This is a genomic window from Solidesulfovibrio fructosivorans JJ] (assembly GCF_000179555.1).
Classification (GTDB): domain Bacteria; phylum Desulfobacterota; class Desulfovibrionia; order Desulfovibrionales; family Desulfovibrionaceae; genus Solidesulfovibrio; species Solidesulfovibrio fructosivorans.
Genome location: NZ_AECZ01000013.1, coordinates 108,501 through 123,135, shown reverse-complemented (window position 1 = coordinate 123,135; position 14,635 = coordinate 108,501). Strand labels below are relative to the sequence as shown.

Annotated in this window: 15 protein-coding genes; 7 read left to right on the top strand and 8 right to left on the bottom strand. The window is 63.6% G+C overall.

Translation table 11 applies throughout. The features are described 5' to 3' along the window. Positions 1-270: 270 nt before the first annotated feature. From DESFRDRAFT_RS11125 to DESFRDRAFT_RS11110, 4 genes are all read right to left on the bottom strand, one after another. The gene (locus DESFRDRAFT_RS11125) at positions 271-1,011 is read right to left on the bottom strand and encodes an amino acid ABC transporter ATP-binding protein (protein WP_005993918.1); all 741 of its coding nucleotides are present in this window, start codon (positions 1,009-1,011) and stop codon (positions 271-273) included. After that, positions 998-1,807 carry an amino acid ABC transporter permease gene (locus DESFRDRAFT_RS11120; protein ID WP_005993917.1) on the bottom strand — a complete coding sequence of 270 codons (810 nt, stop codon included), beginning with the start codon at positions 1,805-1,807 and terminating at the stop codon, positions 998-1,000. Before DESFRDRAFT_RS11120 ends, DESFRDRAFT_RS11125 begins: the two co-directional genes overlap by 14 nt. Before the next feature lie 71 nt (positions 1,808-1,878). Next, positions 1,879-2,619: a basic amino acid ABC transporter substrate-binding protein gene (locus DESFRDRAFT_RS11115; RefSeq protein WP_005993916.1), complete on the bottom strand. Its 741-nt coding sequence runs from the start codon at positions 2,617-2,619 to the stop codon at positions 1,879-1,881. Between the two features lie 140 nt (positions 2,620-2,759). Then, entirely contained in the window at positions 2,760-3,890 is a 1,131-nt protein-coding gene (locus DESFRDRAFT_RS11110; RefSeq protein ID WP_005993915.1) for a pyridoxal phosphate-dependent aminotransferase, read from the bottom strand. A 61-nt stretch (positions 3,891-3,951) separates the two neighbouring features. On the opposite strand from DESFRDRAFT_RS11110, the gene DESFRDRAFT_RS11105 reads away from it, so the two are divergent. From DESFRDRAFT_RS11105 to DESFRDRAFT_RS11095, 3 genes are all read left to right on the top strand, one after another. Continuing rightward, entirely contained in the window at positions 3,952-4,194 is a 243-nt protein-coding gene (locus DESFRDRAFT_RS11105) for a DUF2905 domain-containing protein (protein ID WP_005993914.1), read from the top strand. Positions 4,195-4,262: 68 nt separating this feature from the next. Continuing rightward, complete coding sequence (locus tag DESFRDRAFT_RS11100) at positions 4,263-5,384, top strand: AI-2E family transporter (RefSeq protein WP_005993913.1); 1,122 nt, start codon at positions 4,263-4,265, stop codon at positions 5,382-5,384. A 2-nt stretch (positions 5,385-5,386) separates the two neighbouring features. Continuing rightward, positions 5,387-5,995: a tetratricopeptide repeat protein gene (locus DESFRDRAFT_RS11095; RefSeq protein WP_005993912.1), complete on the top strand. Its 609-nt coding sequence runs from the start codon at positions 5,387-5,389 to the stop codon at positions 5,993-5,995. 178 nt (positions 5,996-6,173) lie between these two features. On the opposite strand, the gene DESFRDRAFT_RS11090 is transcribed toward DESFRDRAFT_RS11095, so the two are convergent. Further along, entirely contained in the window at positions 6,174-6,917 is a 744-nt protein-coding gene (locus DESFRDRAFT_RS11090) for a TetR/AcrR family transcriptional regulator (protein ID WP_081458461.1), read from the bottom strand. Positions 6,918-7,305: 388 nt separating this feature from the next. Between DESFRDRAFT_RS11090 and DESFRDRAFT_RS11085 the strand changes: the two genes are divergently transcribed. Beyond that, positions 7,306-8,811 (top strand): SLC13 family permease, encoded by a 1,506-nt coding sequence (locus tag DESFRDRAFT_RS11085; RefSeq protein WP_043794575.1) that lies wholly within the window; start codon positions 7,306-7,308, stop codon positions 8,809-8,811. 490 nt (positions 8,812-9,301) lie between these two features. On the opposite strand, the gene DESFRDRAFT_RS11080 is transcribed toward DESFRDRAFT_RS11085, so the two are convergent. From DESFRDRAFT_RS11080 to DESFRDRAFT_RS11070, 3 genes are all read right to left on the bottom strand, one after another. Further along, positions 9,302-9,910 (bottom strand): tetratricopeptide repeat protein, encoded by a 609-nt coding sequence (locus DESFRDRAFT_RS11080; RefSeq protein WP_005993905.1) that lies wholly within the window; start codon positions 9,908-9,910, stop codon positions 9,302-9,304. Between the two features lie 88 nt (positions 9,911-9,998). Beyond that, complete coding sequence (locus DESFRDRAFT_RS11075; RefSeq protein ID WP_005993903.1) at positions 9,999-10,529, bottom strand: 4Fe-4S dicluster domain-containing protein; 531 nt, start codon at positions 10,527-10,529, stop codon at positions 9,999-10,001. Positions 10,530-10,544: 15 nt separating this feature from the next. Beyond that, positions 10,545-11,648, bottom strand: coding sequence for an FAD-dependent oxidoreductase (locus DESFRDRAFT_RS11070; protein ID WP_005993902.1), 1,104 nt, complete (start codon positions 11,646-11,648; stop codon positions 10,545-10,547). Between the two features lie 130 nt (positions 11,649-11,778). On the opposite strand from DESFRDRAFT_RS11070, the gene DESFRDRAFT_RS11065 reads away from it, so the two are divergent. From DESFRDRAFT_RS11065 to DESFRDRAFT_RS11055, 3 genes are all read left to right on the top strand, one after another. Then, positions 11,779-12,672: a DMT family transporter gene (locus DESFRDRAFT_RS11065; protein ID WP_005993901.1), complete on the top strand. Its 894-nt coding sequence runs from the start codon at positions 11,779-11,781 to the stop codon at positions 12,670-12,672. A 67-nt stretch (positions 12,673-12,739) separates the two neighbouring features. Then, positions 12,740-13,657: a diguanylate cyclase domain-containing protein gene (locus DESFRDRAFT_RS11060; protein ID WP_005993900.1), complete on the top strand. Its 918-nt coding sequence runs from the start codon at positions 12,740-12,742 to the stop codon at positions 13,655-13,657. Positions 13,658-13,821: 164 nt separating this feature from the next. After that, on the top strand, positions 13,822-14,574 hold the full coding sequence (locus tag DESFRDRAFT_RS11055) for an ABC transporter substrate-binding protein (protein ID WP_005993899.1): 753 nt from the start codon (positions 13,822-13,824) through the stop codon (positions 14,572-14,574). Positions 14,575-14,635: the final 61 nt, after the last annotated feature.

Here is a 14,635-nt window from a genome sequence, read left to right as displayed (position 1 = left end):
CGCCCCCCACACCCCCCACCCTCCCCGAAAAACTCTTAAAGGGGGGATTGGGAATGGGGAGAGCCTCCGGAGAACTTGAAAAAGAGAGGGGGATTGGTCCGGACCAATCCCCCTCTCTTCTTATTCCTTCAAAGAAATAAAAATGGTTATCTTGGGAAGGCTTGTAATACCGCCCCCCCTTTGAAAGTTTTTGGGGAGGGTGGGGGTCCGGGGGAGGGGACCCTTTTTTTCAAAAAAGGGTCCCCTCCCCCGGCTTATCCCCAGCCCACCTCACAAAATCTGTTCCAGAAACTTCTGGGTACGGGGGTGGGAGGGGTTGGTGTAGAAGGTTTCCGGCGAGGCGATTTCGAGAATTTCGCCATCGGCCATAAACACGATGCGGTCGGCGACTTCGCGGGCGAAGCCCATTTCGTGGGTCACGCAGACCATGGTCATGCCTTCGCGGGCCAGCTTGGCCATGACATCGAGCACTTCGCCGATCATTTCCGGATCCAGCGCCGAGGTCGGCTCGTCGAAGAGCATGATCTTGGGGCTCATAGCCAGGGCCCGGGCGATGGCCACGCGTTGCTGCTGGCCGCCCGAGAGCTTGGCCGGGAACACGTCGGATTTCTCCAGGATGCCCACCTTGTCGAGCAACTGTTGCGCCATGGCTTCGGCGGCGCTCTTGGTCATGCCCTTGAGCTTGATCGGGGCGAGGGTCACGTTTTGCAGCACGGTCTTGTGCGGAAACAGGTTGAAGCTCTGGAAGACCATGCCCACTTCCATGCGCACCTTGTTGATGTCCACGGTCTTGTCGTCGAGGTCGTGGCCGTCGACGACGATACGGCCCCGGCTGATGTTCTCCAGCCGGTTGATGGTGCGCAGCAACGTGGATTTCCCGGAGCCGCTCGGGCCGATGATGACCACCTTTTCGCCCTGCGCCACGTCGAGGCTGACGTTTTTGAGCGCCACGACGTGGTCGAAGAACTTGCTGACGTCCTTTATGCTGATGATCGGGCTATCGTTTGACATGATGGGACAAACGCTCCTCCATGATGCTCACGAGCTTGGACAGGATCAAGGTGATGATCAGATAGATCACGGCCACCATGGTGAAGGTCTCGAAGTATTCGAAGGACTCCGAGGCGTATTCGCGGCCGCGCCGCAGCAGGTCGGCCACGCCCAGGATCGAGACCAGCGAGGTGTCCTTCAAAAGCGCGATGAATTCGTTGCCGACCGGCGGCAGAATGGTGCGCCAGGCCTGGGGCAGGATGACGTGGTACATGGTCTGGGCCCGGTTGAAACCGAGCGACCGGGCCGCCTCGGTCTGGCCGATCGGGATGGCGGTGATGCCGGCCCGGAAGACCTCGCCCATGTAGGCGCCGTAGCACACGCTCATGGAAATGACGGCCGCGAGCAAATCCGGGACCTGCACCATGCGCCCCAGCGCGTAATAGATGTAGAAAAGCTGGACGAGCAGCGGCACGCCGCGCACGACCTCGACGTAGGTCGAGGCGACGAGGTTGATGTATTTGTTGCGCGAGATGCGGCCGAGCCCCGTGATGAGGCCGAGGATCAGGGCCAGGATGATGGAATAGACCGTGACCTGGAAGGTGACCAGGATGCCGTCGGGGACAAAACGGAAAATTTTCAGATAGGGGTCGGGCTTGAAATACAGCAGACAGCCGAGGGTCAAAAGCGCGCCGGCGAACGAGATGCGCCAGGCCGAAACCAGGCCTTTGTCCGAGGGCTTGGGGATGGCCGCACCCTCGCCCACGTCGATGATGGTGTTCCCTTCCTCGCCAGGATCATTGCATTGCTTGGTCATGAGACGATTCCGCCAAACACGTCCGCCGGCTTTCGGAGCCGGCGGACGTCAGGTTGCGTTTTACGCGGGCGCTATTTGCCGCCGCCGATCCATTTGGCAAGCAGCTGCTTGTCGATGCCCTTTTTCTTGACCGCCTCAATGCCCTTGTTGATCAGGTCGAGGTCTTCCTTGTCGCCCTTTTTGACGGCGATGCCGTAGTACTCGTCGCCGGCTTCGATGATGCAGGCGATCTTGAGCGAGTGTTTGTACTTCTCGTTTTGCAAGGCGTACTGGGCGGCGACGGGATCGTCGCAGACGACGCCGTCGATGCGGCCGTTGTAGAGGTCTTCGAAGGCCAGTCCGACTTCGTCATAGGACTTGTCTTTTACGCCCTCGGCCTTCTTGATGGCGAAGTGTCCGGTGGTGCTGATCTGGGCGCCAAGGGTCTTGCCCTTCATGTCGTCGATGCACTTGGCCGCGGACTTGGCCGGAACGACCAGGGCCTGGCGCACCTTGAAATAGGGAGTGGAGAAATCCATGCTCTTTTTGCGTTCGGGAGTGATGGTCACCGAGGAGCAGATGGCGTTGTACTTGCCGGCGGCCAGACCCGCGAAAATACCATCCCAGGGCACGGCCTTGAATTCCGCCGTGAAGCCGGCTTCCTTGGCGGCGGCCTTCATGTATTCGATGGCGTAACCGCTAATCTGTTTGTCGGCATTGACGAATTCCATCGGCGGCCAAGTGGCGTCGGTGGCGAAGACGATGGTCTTGGCCAGGGACGGGGAGGCGGTCATGGCCACAAGGGCCAAGGCCAAAATGAACTTTTTGACCATGGAGAACTCCTGTTGTTGGAAGTGACGAGGCAAAAAAGGACATCCCCCTGCGCAACGCAGTTGTGTGTCACGCCCTTGTGGCCGAAAAGACACAAAAATTCAAGCCGTCAGGCCCCGAATTTCATGTCTTCCGGGCTATTTTAGGCCTTGGGCCCAGACTGCCAATCTTGGCAAAATTTTGCGAATTTCTCCAAATTTTCGGGGAAATCCACCCGGCCGAATCCGATGCGGAACCGGTCCGGCCACTCCTCGCCGTACAAGCGACCCGGCAGCAGCAGCACTCCGGCGCGCTCCAGGGCGGCCCGGCAAAACCCGTCGGCGTCCCCGGACACGAGTCCGGGAAAGACGGTCAGGCCGCCGCGCGGCGAAACGTAATGAAAGAGGTCCGAACGCTCGTGAAAAAAGGCTTCCAGCAGGCGACGGTTTTCGGCCAGAAGCGCCCGCATGCGCGAAAGCAGGGCGTCCTTGGCCGTAAGGGCGCACACGGCCAGATACTCGGACGGCGCCGAGCCGCAGATGGACAGGTAGTCCTTGACTGCGGCCATGCGCGACAAAAACTCCCGGTCGCGGCAGGCCACCCAGCCCACCCGCAGTCCGGCCAGGCCGAAGGATTTCGACAGCACGCCAAGGGAAACCGCCCCGGCGTCGAGGTCGCAGGCGGCGGGCAGCGTCGCCACGCCCTCGGCTTCGGACAAGCGGTACACCTCGTCGGAAAAGACCCGCACCCCGCGCTCCCGGGCCAACCCGATCATGGAGGCGAAGACTTCCGGAGAAGGCAGGTAGCCCGTGGGATTGTGGGGGAAATTGAGCACGAGCGCCCTGGCCCGGTCCCCGAGCAGCGCGCCGAGTTCGCCCATGTCCGGGGCGAAGCCCCAAGCCGGATCGCAGCGCCAGGGGGCCACCCGGCAGCCCATGCTCCCGGCCACGTCGGAAAGGGACTGGTAGCAGGGCGTGGGCACCACAACGTCGTCGCCCGGGTGCAGCGCCGCCTGCATAAACGTGTAGATGGCCTCCTCGGCCCCGACGTGGACCAACACGTCGTCCGGGGAAATGGTCGTGTAGAGTCCGGCGATGGCTTCCCGCAGTTCGGGCGCGCCCCGGGAATCCGTGTAGCCAAGGCGCAAGCGGGAGAGGCCCTCGGCCGCTCCGGGCACAAGGTCGAGCAACTCGGCCACGCTTATGGTCTCGCCGTCCGAGGCGCACAAAAGGCTCGGAGCGGTGAACTCATGACAGGCGAAGAAACGCTCCAGGCGGAAGGGGGGCAAGGGCACGGTGTTTGCTTTCCTTTTGCGAGGCGGATAGGTTTGGGATCGAAAACAAGCGGACATACCCATGAATCACGCGCTCGGCAAGTTGCTTTTGACGGTGGGCCTCGCCCTGGCCTGCCTGGGGATCGTCCTCATCCTGGCCGACCGGCCGGGGTTCTGGCAGTCCCTGTGGCAACGCCTGCCCCTTTTCCGCCTTCCCGGCGACATCCGCTACAAGGGCGAGGGGTTTTCCTTTTATTTCCCCTGGGTCACCTGCCTCGTGGTGAGCATCGCCCTGACGGTCCTGGCCTGGATATTCCGCAAATAGTCATGGGCGCTTCCGGCATGGTTCCGATTGTACACCGCACTTTTTTGTGCTAGCGACTGCCCTTCACCATGGCATTCGACATCGCCCAGTTTTTACGCACCAACAAGACCCTCGCCATTTGGGCCGCCTTTTTCGGGCTGGTCTGGCTGGCCAACTTCTACGGCCTGTTCGGGCTGGTCTTCATCACCTACATTCTGTGCTTCCTTTTCAACGGACCCATCCATGCCCTGGCCGTCAAAACCAAGCTGCCGCGCACCCTGTGGGCCACCCTGGTCTACATCGTGTTCGTCAGCGTGGCGCTGACTCTCGTCTCTTCGGTGTTGCCCAAGCTCGGCAGCGAATCGACGTCGTTTCTCAAAAAGCTGCCCGACACGCTGGAAACCTTGCGCGGCCACCTGGACAACTGGGCCTGGCTGGCTCCGGACATGGCCGCGCCCATCGCCAAGATCAAGGACTACCTGAGCATCGAGGCCCTGGTCGGCGTCAAGGCGCAGACGCTTTTCACCATTGCCGTCAACTCCTTCAACCAGATTTCCACCTACGTTTCGACGTTCCTTCTGGGCACGCTTTTCAGCTTCCTCATCATGCTCGACTTCCCCAACCTCAGGGCCAAGACCATCTCCCTGCGCGAATCGCGGCTGCGCGACATCTACGACGTCACGGCCCGCAGCGTGGTGCGCTTCGCGGTGGTGGTCGGTATGGGGTTTCGCGCCCAGATGCTGATTGCCGCGGTCAACACGATACTGACCGCCATCGGGATGCACATCCTCGGCATCGAACCCGTGATGCTCCTTTCCACGGTGGTTTTTTTCTGCGGTCTGATCCCGGTGCTCGGCACGTTCATCTCCTCGGCCCCCATCGTGCTCGTGGCCGTCAACACCACGGGCCCCCACCACGCCCTTTGGGCCATCGTCATGATCATCATCGTCCACACCATCGAGACCTACATTCTAAACCCCCGCATCGTAGCCGCCATGTTCAAGATCAGCCCGCTGGTCACGCTGATGATCCTGTACGTGGGACACAAGCTCTTCGGCCTGTGGGGCATGGTGCTCGGGGTGCCGGTGTCGGTGTTCATCTTCCGCTACGTCATCCTCGGCAACGACCTGCAACAGTGCCTGCCCGGGGAAAAAAGCGCCCACTGCCGTCCTGCCGACGACAAAGCGAAAGCCGGTCACGGGGAAAAATAAGCATGCGAAGGTGTCTCCCCCAGCTGGCGAAGTGGCTGGTCTTGGCGCTGTGCCTGACGCTGCCCGGCCTGGCCCGGGCCGGACTTGAGGAGGGCAAGCAGGCCTACCGCGCCGGCGACTACGCCAAGGCCCTCGAGGAATTCCTGCCCCTGGCCGACGCCGGCGACGCCGCCGTGCAAAACCAGGTGGCGGCCATGTACTACACCGGCCTCGGCGTCCCGAAGGACTACGCCAAGGCGGCGGAGTGGTTCAAGAAATCCGCCGCGTCCGGCAATCCCAACGGCCAGTACTGCTTGGGCAAGCTCCTCTACTACGGCCAGGGCGTGCCCCAAAATTTCGATGACGCGGCCAAGCTGCTGGCCGAAGCGGCCATTGCCGGCAAGGGCGGCGCCCAATACCTCCTCGCCACCTTGTATCTGTATGGCAAGGGCGTGGCCCACAATCCGGTCAAGGCCTACTTCTGGTCCATCCTGGCGGCCGATGCCGCCGACCTGCCGCCCGAGGACAAGCCCGGCGCCAAAGCCCTGCGCGACCAGATCCAGGGCATGCTGAGCCAACGCCAGATCGCCTCCATCAAGACCATGGCCGGCGAGTGGGCCCCCCGCAAGTAAGAGAGAAGAGAAGAAGGAAGAATATGCGAGAGGGGAAACCCTTTGAAAAGGGTTTCCCCTCTCGCGCTCTCCCCTTCCTAAACTTTTATATTTGAGTTTGTTAGCGAGTGAATGGGGTTCTAAAGAACGCCGTGGGAAACCATTTTTCAAAATGAAAACCAGCCTTGCGCGGCGCCCCTTAGTCGATCATCGACAAATTCTGGAACTTGCGGCGGAAAACCGCCTCGCGTCCGAGCCCCTCGGGATTGGCCACGGCGTGCTGCACGTAGCGCAAGGTCTCTTCATAGAGGCCGGCGAACTTGTAGGGCGTGATGAAGTGGGTGCGCACGGCGGTCAGGATGTTGCCGTAAAGCAGCAGCGCCGTCTTGCGCACCGGCAAAAGGCGGATGGAACCGTCGTCCATGCCGCGCTTGAGGTGCCCGGCGATCTCGTCGAAAATCAGGTCGAACTTCTCCGCCACAAGCGCCTTGTGATCTTCCCCGCCGAGCTCACCGAAGGGTGAACAGCGGATGAGCACGGGAAACGTCTCGGGATTGTCGAGCGTGAAACGCAGGTAGGCCCGAATGAACTGGGTCAGGGCCTCATAGCCCGATTCCGCGCCATCCGCCTCCTCCCGCACCCGGGTTAAAAGCCGCCCGATCATGTCGAACCCGGCGGTGATGAACAGATTCTCCTTGCCCCCGAAATGATGGGCCACCAGCCCGAACGCCACCCCGGCCTCCTCGGCGATCATTTTCATGGTCGTATTGGAATAGCCGTGGCGGCCGAACATGGCCTGGGCGGCGCGCAGGATGCGCTCCTTCTTGCCGGCCGCGCCCGAAGCCGCGTCCCCCCCCGCGCTCGATACGAAGGACTCCGATCCCCGAGTGGAATCGTCGGGCTCGCATCGCGCGCTTGCCGTTTCATTTTGGGATCGTTTCATGGAGAGTCGCACCTTAGGGCAGTCGCCGGCCATTAGCAAGAGCGGCGCAATTGGCCGAAAACCCAGTTTTTTTTCTAGACTGATTGACCGATCAATCAACCCATGCTATGCTCTTTCAACTGCAATGCATCCGTCCCGCCACGTCTCCCAGCCATCGCCGTTGCCGGGAAACGACCGGCCCCGACGGCTCCGGCCACCCATGGCGACCGCGCATTGCCCCGCGAGCAGCAGCCGCGGTCCGGTTCTGTGAGAACACAACCCAGACAATGAGGCGAACGTGTCCGACGTTCCCGGGGAGCAGACTCCGGAACGCGGGACGCGAAGGCCGGACGGATCCCTCGAAATCCGCCGGCATGGCATTGTTTCCTTAACGTATGAGGGGGGTTTTGTGCGTCAGTATCACACTGCCAACAAGGTCGGTTTCTTCCTTGGCCCCGTGGTGTTCATCATCTTGCTGCTCATGCCGCTGCCGCCGGGCATGAAACCCGAAGCCCAGCGCGTGGCGGCCGTAACGGCGCTGATGGCCATCTGGTGGATCACGGAAGCCATTCCCATTCCGGCCACCAGCTTGCTGCCCATCGCCATGTTCCCGCTCCTGAAAATCATGCCGTCCAAAGCGGCCACGGCACCCTACGCCGACCACCTCATCTACCTCTTCATGGGCGGCTTCTTCATCGCCGTCACCATGGAGCGCTGGAACCTGCACCGGCGCATCGCGCTCAAAACCATCAAACTCGTCGGCGTGAGCCCCAGCCGCATGATCTTCGGCTTCATGGCGGCAACGGCCTTCCTGTCCATGTGGGTGAGCAACACCGCCACCACCATGATGATGGTGCCCATCGGCCTGGCCGTCATCCAGCAGGCTTTCGGCTTCGAAGGCCATGACCTCAAGCACGGCTCCGGCTCGGGCCCGGAATACAACTTCGGCACCGCGCTCATGCTCGGCATCGCCTACGCCGCCTCCATCGGCGGCGTCGCCACCATCATCGGCACCCCGCCCAACGTCATCATGGTGGCCATGATCGGCAAGATGTACGGCCAGCACATCGGCTTCGCCCAGTGGATGGCCTTCGGTGTGCCCCTGGCGCTCATCACCCTGCTCGTGTGCTGGTACCTGCTCACGCGCATCCTCTTCCCCATGGGCAGCCTGACCCTGGCCGGCGGCGAGCAGATCATCGACCACGAAATCGAACTGCTTGGCCCCATGAAAAAGGAAGAAAAGTGGATCGTGGCCGTGGGCTGCTTCGTGGGCTTCTGCTGGATCGTGCGCGGCTTCGTCAAGATCCCCGCCCTCAGCATGGTGCATGACGCCACCATCGGCATCCTCGGCGCCCTGATCCTGTTCGCCCTGCCCACGGATTTCAAAAACGGCAAGTTCCTGCTCGACTGGAAGACCGCCGTCAAAATCCCCTGGGATGTGATCCTGCTCTTCGGCGGCGGCCTGGCCATCGCCAACGGCTTCACCAAAACCGGCCTCGCCGACTGGATCGCCGGCAACCTGTCCACCCTGCAGGGCATGGCCCCGGTGCTGTTCGTCATGCTCGTGGTGGCCATCACCATCTTCATGACCGAACTGACCTCCAACACCGCCACCGCCACCCTGCTCATCCCCATCATGGGCAGCGCCGCCGTGGCGCTTGGGATCAACCCCTACGCCACCATCATCGGCGCCTGCGTGGCCGCCTCCTTCGCCTTCATGCTGCCCGTGGCCACGCCGCCGAACGCCGTCGTCTTCGGCAGCGGCTGCGTCAGTATAGGACAGATGTGCAAAGCCGGATTCTGGCTCAACCTGTTCGGCATCTTCATCATCACCTGCATGACCTTCTACCTCATGCCGATGCTGTGGGGCATCGACCTGTCCCACCTGCCCGCCTGGGCCATCACGCCGAAATAAGGCGCTCACTACTGGCTGGGGCTCCGCCCCAGACCCTGGCAGGAGAGGCTCCGCCTCTCCTGCACCTCTCCGCCGGGGGGCTTGATGCCCCCCGGTCCCCCCTTTTCCGGGTTGGGTTGATGGGGTGGGGGAGTGGTCGGGCGGCGGGAAGCCGAATGTTTGTTGCCGCAATCGGCCCGGCGGCGAAGCGCCGCATTTGAAAAGAGGATTTTTTCTCTGAATGTCGCCCCTCTGGGGCGACCGGCGTGGTGGCGGCGGAATTTGTCGGGACGAGCTTGTCGCGAAGCGACATGCACCGTCCCGACAAATTCCGCCGCCATCTTCTCGACACTTCGCCTTCCGGCCCGCCAGCCAAGCCTTAGGCCCAGCCAAAGCACACCGGATGGGGGGTCCGGGGGGCCTTCGGCCTCCCGGCGGTGGGGTGCAGGGGAGGCAGCGCCTCCCCTGCCGGGGCCTGGGGCGGAGCCCCAGCCGCCAGCCGGCCTACCGCTTACGCGTGGCCGCAGGGGCCGGAGTGGCCTTCGTGGCTGCCCTTGCGTTCGAAGTCGGTGAGAAAATCGAGCAGTTTGTTGGTCTTGCCGACGTTTTCCTTGTCGCCGAGGTCCTCGAAGATGGCGACGGCCCGGGAGTACCAGACCTTGGCGGCTTCCAGGTCGCCCTGGTAGTTGGCGACGAGTCCGAGCTGGTGGCAGGTCTTGGCTTCGCCGGCGATGTTGCCGGTTTTTTCCTCGAGCTCCAGGGCGCGTTCGTAGCATGCGACGGCCTTGGGATAATCCTCGGCCATCTGGGCCACGACGCCGAGCTGGTGGCTGGTGACGGCGATGCCGCCCTCGAGTTCTTCCTTCTCGCTGATGGCCAGGGATTTCTCCAGCCATTCCCGTGCCTTGGCCAGATCCCCTGTTTCCTGGCTGGTCAGCCCCAGATTATGCTGACTCATGGCCTGCCCAATGGCATCCTCGAGAGCGACAAAGGCTTCAAGGGCCGCGAGAAAACCTTCCCGAGCGGCATCGAACTCCTTGCGCTCCAGGGCTTCCAGGGCGGCCTGGTGGATGGCTTCGGCCTTGGCGATGGCCGTTTCGTCTTGTTCGGATGTGTGCACGTCTGTCCTCCCGCGCGCCGGCCGCTGCCGGCCGGTTACGATTGATGCTTGCGCCGCACGGCTGGGGTGACGGTCTTTTCCGGCGAGGTCAAGGCGTTTGGCCGGTTCCGCCGGCATTTTCGGCCTTTTTCGGAGGCCGCAGGCAGGCCAGCACCCGCTGCTCGGCGTCCTGGGCTTCTTCTGATGCCAGGGGGGAAATATCTTCCGGCGCGACGTAATGGATGGCCCCGCAGGGGCACATCTGGACGCAGGCCGGCTCCTGGCCGATCTGCCGGCGGGCGGCGCACAGGTCGCATTTGACCACCATGACGCCCTTGTCCGTTTCGAAAACGGCCATGTAGGGGCAGGCCAGCATGCACTGGCGCGACTCACAGCCCCGGCAGAGCATGGGCTGAAGCACCATGGCCCCGTCCATGTCGCGGCGGATGGCCCCGCGCTTGCAAACCTTGGCGCAATTGGGCTCGGCGCAGTGGCGGCAGTACAGGGGGGCCATAAGGCCCGAAACGGCCCGGATCATGTGGATGCGCGGCACGTCGTGGACGAACCGGCAGACGTATTCGCAGGTCTCGCAGCCGATGCATTTGGAATAGTCGATGTAAAGCGTTTTGCGCGCGGTCATGGTCACGTCCGTCCGTTACAACCCGCGCACCCGGGGCGCGTCCCGAAAGCCGCCGCCCGGGAAGCGGTCGGCCTCGCGGCTGATAAGTTCGTCGGCGGCGAATTCCGTCTGCCGGTTCTGGGCCTTGAGTTCCAGCCAGTTGCCGAGCGACCGGGCCGCCCGCAGCCCGGAATAGACGGCTTTGCCGATCTTGCTCGGGCCGGTTAAGGCGTCGCCGGCCACGAATACGTTTTCGATGGCCGTCATGTTGAGCCAGCGCACCTCGCCCTTACGCACGGACTCGAGGCCGAGCTCCTTGGCGAACGGCGGCGTCGCCACCTCGCCGATGGCCGCGACCACCAGGTCGGCAGGCAGGCTTTCGACCACCCCGCCACGCGTGAATTCGATGCCGGCGACCGCCTCCTCGCCCGACACGCGCACCGGCACGCAACGTTCGTTCCAGGTGACGCCCGCGCGCTCCAGGCGTTCGATTTCGAGGCTGCCGCAGGGGGCGTCGGCGCGGCCGCGCCGGTAGAGCACGTCGACGGACGCCGCGCCCAGGGCCGCGGCCCCATGGGCCACGTCCACGGCCGAATGCCCGGCCCCGATGACCACCACCCGCCGTCCGGCCACGTCCGGGGCCTTGACGTTCGGGGCGCAGTAGTGGGCGGCCCGGATGGGGAAGAGAAATTCCAGCCCGGACAGCACGCCGGGCAATTCCTCGCCCGGAATCTCCAGCCGGCGCGATTTCCACGAGCCGGTGGCGATCATGATGGCGTCGTGCTTTTTGACCATGTCGCCAAGGCCCTTGACCTCGGTGGCGAAATGGTCGCCTTCTTCCTCAAAAAGCGGCGCGCTGCAACAGATTTTCGTGTGGGTGTGAAAGACCACGCCGTAGCGCCGGGCCATGCGCAGGGTGCCGGCCTCGATGCGTTCGCGCGGAATGCGGTAGCCGGGGATACCGAAGAGCATCAGCCCGCCGGGCTTGGGCATCTTGTCGTAGACCTCGACCGCATGGCCCAGGCACGAGAGGTAGCCGGCCGCCGCCAGCCCCGACGGGCCTGCTCCGATGATGCCGACCGACGCGCCGCTCGGCGGGGGCGGCTCGTCGCACAGAAAATTGAAATTCATGGCGTCCATGAAAGCCTCCGAGTCCGGTCCCAGGATACGCGAAAGGCCGGGGCATCACAACGCCCGGATGACTTTCCCCCGACTTTGTGCCACGACCTGCCCCGCGCCAAAGCCCCGAAGCCACCGGAGGAGAGAAAAAATGACCGCCATCTACTGCAAGCTGATCGGCTCGGCCGTGCTGTGGGGCGGCACGTGGGTGGCCGGACGGGTCCTCGGGCGATACCTGGAGCCTTTTTCCGCCGCGTTCATGCGGTTTCTGATCGCCTCCATCTTTCTTTTTTTTCTCACGGCGCGCCTGGAGGGCCGGGTGCCGAAGCTCACCCGGCAGACCCTGCCCTGGCTGCTGCTCCTGGCCGCGACCGGCATCTTCGCCTACAACGCGCTTTTTTTCGCCGGGCTGCGCACGGTGCCGGCCGGGCGGGCGGCCATGATCGTGGCCTCGATTCCGGCCGTGGTGGCGCTTTTTTCCGCCCTGCTCTTCAAGGAACGCTTCACCGTGCTCAAGGCCTGCGGCATCGCCGTCTCCTTTGCCGGGGTGGGGCTCATCGTCTCCGGCGGCGATCCGGGAGCGCTTTTGCGCCAGGGGCTTTCCTTCGGCGACGTGTGCATTTTCGGCTGCGTGCTGACCTGGGCCGCGTATACGCTGGCCGGGAAAAAGGCCATGGAGCGTGTGGCCCCGTACGGCGCGGTCACTTGGTCGTGCATCCTCGGCGCGGCCATGCTCCTGCCCCCGGCTCTGGCCACGGGGCTTGTTCGGGATGTGGCCGCGGCCGGCCCGGTCGCCTGGGGCTGCCTGCTCTTTTTCGGCGTCCTGGCCACCGGCTTCGGTTTTTCCTGGTACTACGAGGGGGTGCGCGCCATCGGCCCGACCAAGGCCGGAGTGTTCATCAACCTGGTGCCGGTGACGGCGGTTTTTCTCGGCTGGTTGCTGCTCGGGGAACCGCTCTCCTCTTCCCTGGCCCTTGGCGGCACGCTGGTGCTGGCCGGGGTTTGGCTGACCAACAGGCGGCCGCTTCAAACGAAAAACCGATAACGGTCTTGCGCTCAGGCCGACTTACGGATACAGCATAGCCACTTTTCCCCTCCCGGAGACCTTTCCTATGGATACGCCCGTCCCCCCGGCCACGGTTCTGGTCGTCGACGACGCGCCGTCGAACTTGGCCATTTTGACCGAAACGCTGCGCAGCGAATTCGACGTCCGCATCGCCACAAGCGGATTCGAAGCGTTGCACCTTGTCTGCGACGCCCCCCCGGACCTCATCCTGCTCGACATCCTCATGCCGGAGATGGACGGCTATGAGGTCTGCCGCCGCCTCAAGGCCGATTTTTCCACCCGCAATATCCCGGTCATCTTCCTCACCGCCAAAAACGAGGTTTCCGACGAGACGACGGGGCTGGCCCTCGGGGCGGTGGACTACATCACCAAGCCCATCACCGTGCCCATCGTGCAGGCCCGGGTGCGCGCCCACGTGGAGCTCAAGCGCCGGGGCGACCTGCTCGAAACGCTGTCCATGCGCGACGGGCTGACCGGCATTCCCAACCGGCGGCGCTTCGACGAATATCTGAACCGGGCCTGGCGTCACGCCCTGCGCTGCAACACGCCGCTTTCGATGATCATGGCCGACATCGACGACTTCAAGGCCTACAACGACGCCTATGGCCACATGGCCGGCGACGAATGCCTGCGGGCCGTGGCGGGAGCGCTTTCCGGCGCCCTGCGCCGCCCCGGCGATCTGGTGGCGCGGTTCGGCGGCGAGGAATTCGCCGTGGTGCTCGAGCACACCGAACTTCCCGGGGCGCTGCATCTGGCCGAGGCCATGCGCGCCGCCGTCATCGACCTCGACCTCGGCCACGAGGATTCGCGCGCCGCCCAGGTGGTCACCGTAAGCCTCGGCGCGGCGACGCTCACGCCCAAGGCCGGCATGACGCCCGAAACGCTCATCGGCGCCGCCGACCGCATGCTCTATGCGGCCAAGCAGGCCGGTCGCAACCGAGTCCTTGGCGACACGACGGTCTAGACCGCTTCCGCGCCCGCTCTCCGCCGCCGCGCCCTTGCCCGCAGGCGGCTTCTCTGCTATCCGGTTACGGTTTCGTCGCGCCGCATTGTCAGTACACGCCGGAAGTTCCGGCATGTCGGTTTCGGCCCTGGTCCCCACCTGCCACCTCAACCCGGGAGCGTACCATGCGCAAGCGTCTTGGCCTTCTTCTGGCCGCCCTGGCCGTCTTCGTCCTGTGCTTCGGCGGTCTGGCCGCGGCGGAGGAGAAAGTCTACATCAACGGCATCGATTTCGGCTTTCCCCCGTTCGGCTACGTGGACAAGGACGGCAAGCCCACCGGCTTCGACGTCGAGTCGCTCAACTGGATCGCCAAGAAAATGGGCTTCAAGGTCAAACACCAGCCCATGGATTGGGACGGCATCATCCCGGCGCTTCTGGCCAAAAAAATCGACATCGTCGCCTCGGGCATGAGCGCCACGGCCGAGCGCGCCAAGAAAGTCGACTTCTCCATCCCCTACTACGAGGTCACCCAGGTCCTGCTGGTCCCGGAAAAGGACAAGACCACCCTGGCCGAGATGCTCAAGTCCGGCAAGAAGATCGGCGTGCAGCGCGGCACGGTCACGGCCAAGCTGCTTGAAGAGCTGGTCACCAAGCCCGGCTACAAGTTCGAGGTCGTGCCCTACGACTCCACGGACCTGTCCATCGAGGACGTGAAGATCGGCCGCATCGCCGGCTCCGGCATGGACAGCACCATCGCCAAGGAAGTCATGAAGAACCCCGGCTTCAAGATCGCCGGCACCTTCGACGCCAAGCCGGAAAAGTACGGCTACGCCATGCGCAAGGAAGACAAGGAATTCCAGAAGAAGATCAATGACGGGCTCAAGCTCCTCATGGCCGATCCCTACTGGAAGGAACTCAAGGCCAAGTACGGCCTGTAATCCGTTTGCGCCGCCCGCGTCCGGACGCCCTTTGGGGCCGCTTCGGGCGCGGGCGCGCCTT

Bases quoted from the DNA above. Each gene is read 5' to 3' on its own strand.
- DESFRDRAFT_RS11095 (WP_005993912.1), top strand. From the start codon at position 5,387: ATGCGAAGGTGTCTCCCCCAGCTGGCGAAGTGGCTGGTCTTGGCGCTG.
- DESFRDRAFT_RS11115 (WP_005993916.1), bottom strand. From the start codon at position 2,619: ATGGTCAAAAAGTTCATTTTGGCCTTGGCCCTTGTGGCCATGACCGCC.
- DESFRDRAFT_RS11060 (WP_005993900.1), top strand. From the start codon at position 12,740: ATGGATACGCCCGTCCCCCCGGCCACGGTTCTGGTCGTCGACGACGCG.
- DESFRDRAFT_RS11100 (WP_005993913.1), top strand. From the start codon at position 4,263: ATGGCATTCGACATCGCCCAGTTTTTACGCACCAACAAGACCCTCGCC.
- DESFRDRAFT_RS11105 (WP_005993914.1), top strand. From the start codon at position 3,952: ATGAATCACGCGCTCGGCAAGTTGCTTTTGACGGTGGGCCTCGCCCTG.
- DESFRDRAFT_RS11120 (WP_005993917.1), bottom strand. From the start codon at position 1,807: ATGACCAAGCAATGCAATGATCCTGGCGAGGAAGGGAACACCATCATC.
- DESFRDRAFT_RS11090 (WP_081458461.1), bottom strand. From the start codon at position 6,917: ATGAAACGATCCCAAAATGAAACGGCAAGCGCGCGATGCGAGCCCGAC.
- DESFRDRAFT_RS11125 (WP_005993918.1), bottom strand. From the start codon at position 1,011: ATGTCAAACGATAGCCCGATCATCAGCATAAAGGACGTCAGCAAGTTC.
- DESFRDRAFT_RS11075 (WP_005993903.1), bottom strand. From the start codon at position 10,529: ATGACCGCGCGCAAAACGCTTTACATCGACTATTCCAAATGCATCGGC.
- DESFRDRAFT_RS11070 (WP_005993902.1), bottom strand. From the start codon at position 11,648: ATGGACGCCATGAATTTCAATTTTCTGTGCGACGAGCCGCCCCCGCCG.
- DESFRDRAFT_RS11065 (WP_005993901.1), top strand. From the start codon at position 11,779: ATGACCGCCATCTACTGCAAGCTGATCGGCTCGGCCGTGCTGTGGGGC.
- DESFRDRAFT_RS11055 (WP_005993899.1), top strand. From the start codon at position 13,822: ATGCGCAAGCGTCTTGGCCTTCTTCTGGCCGCCCTGGCCGTCTTCGTC.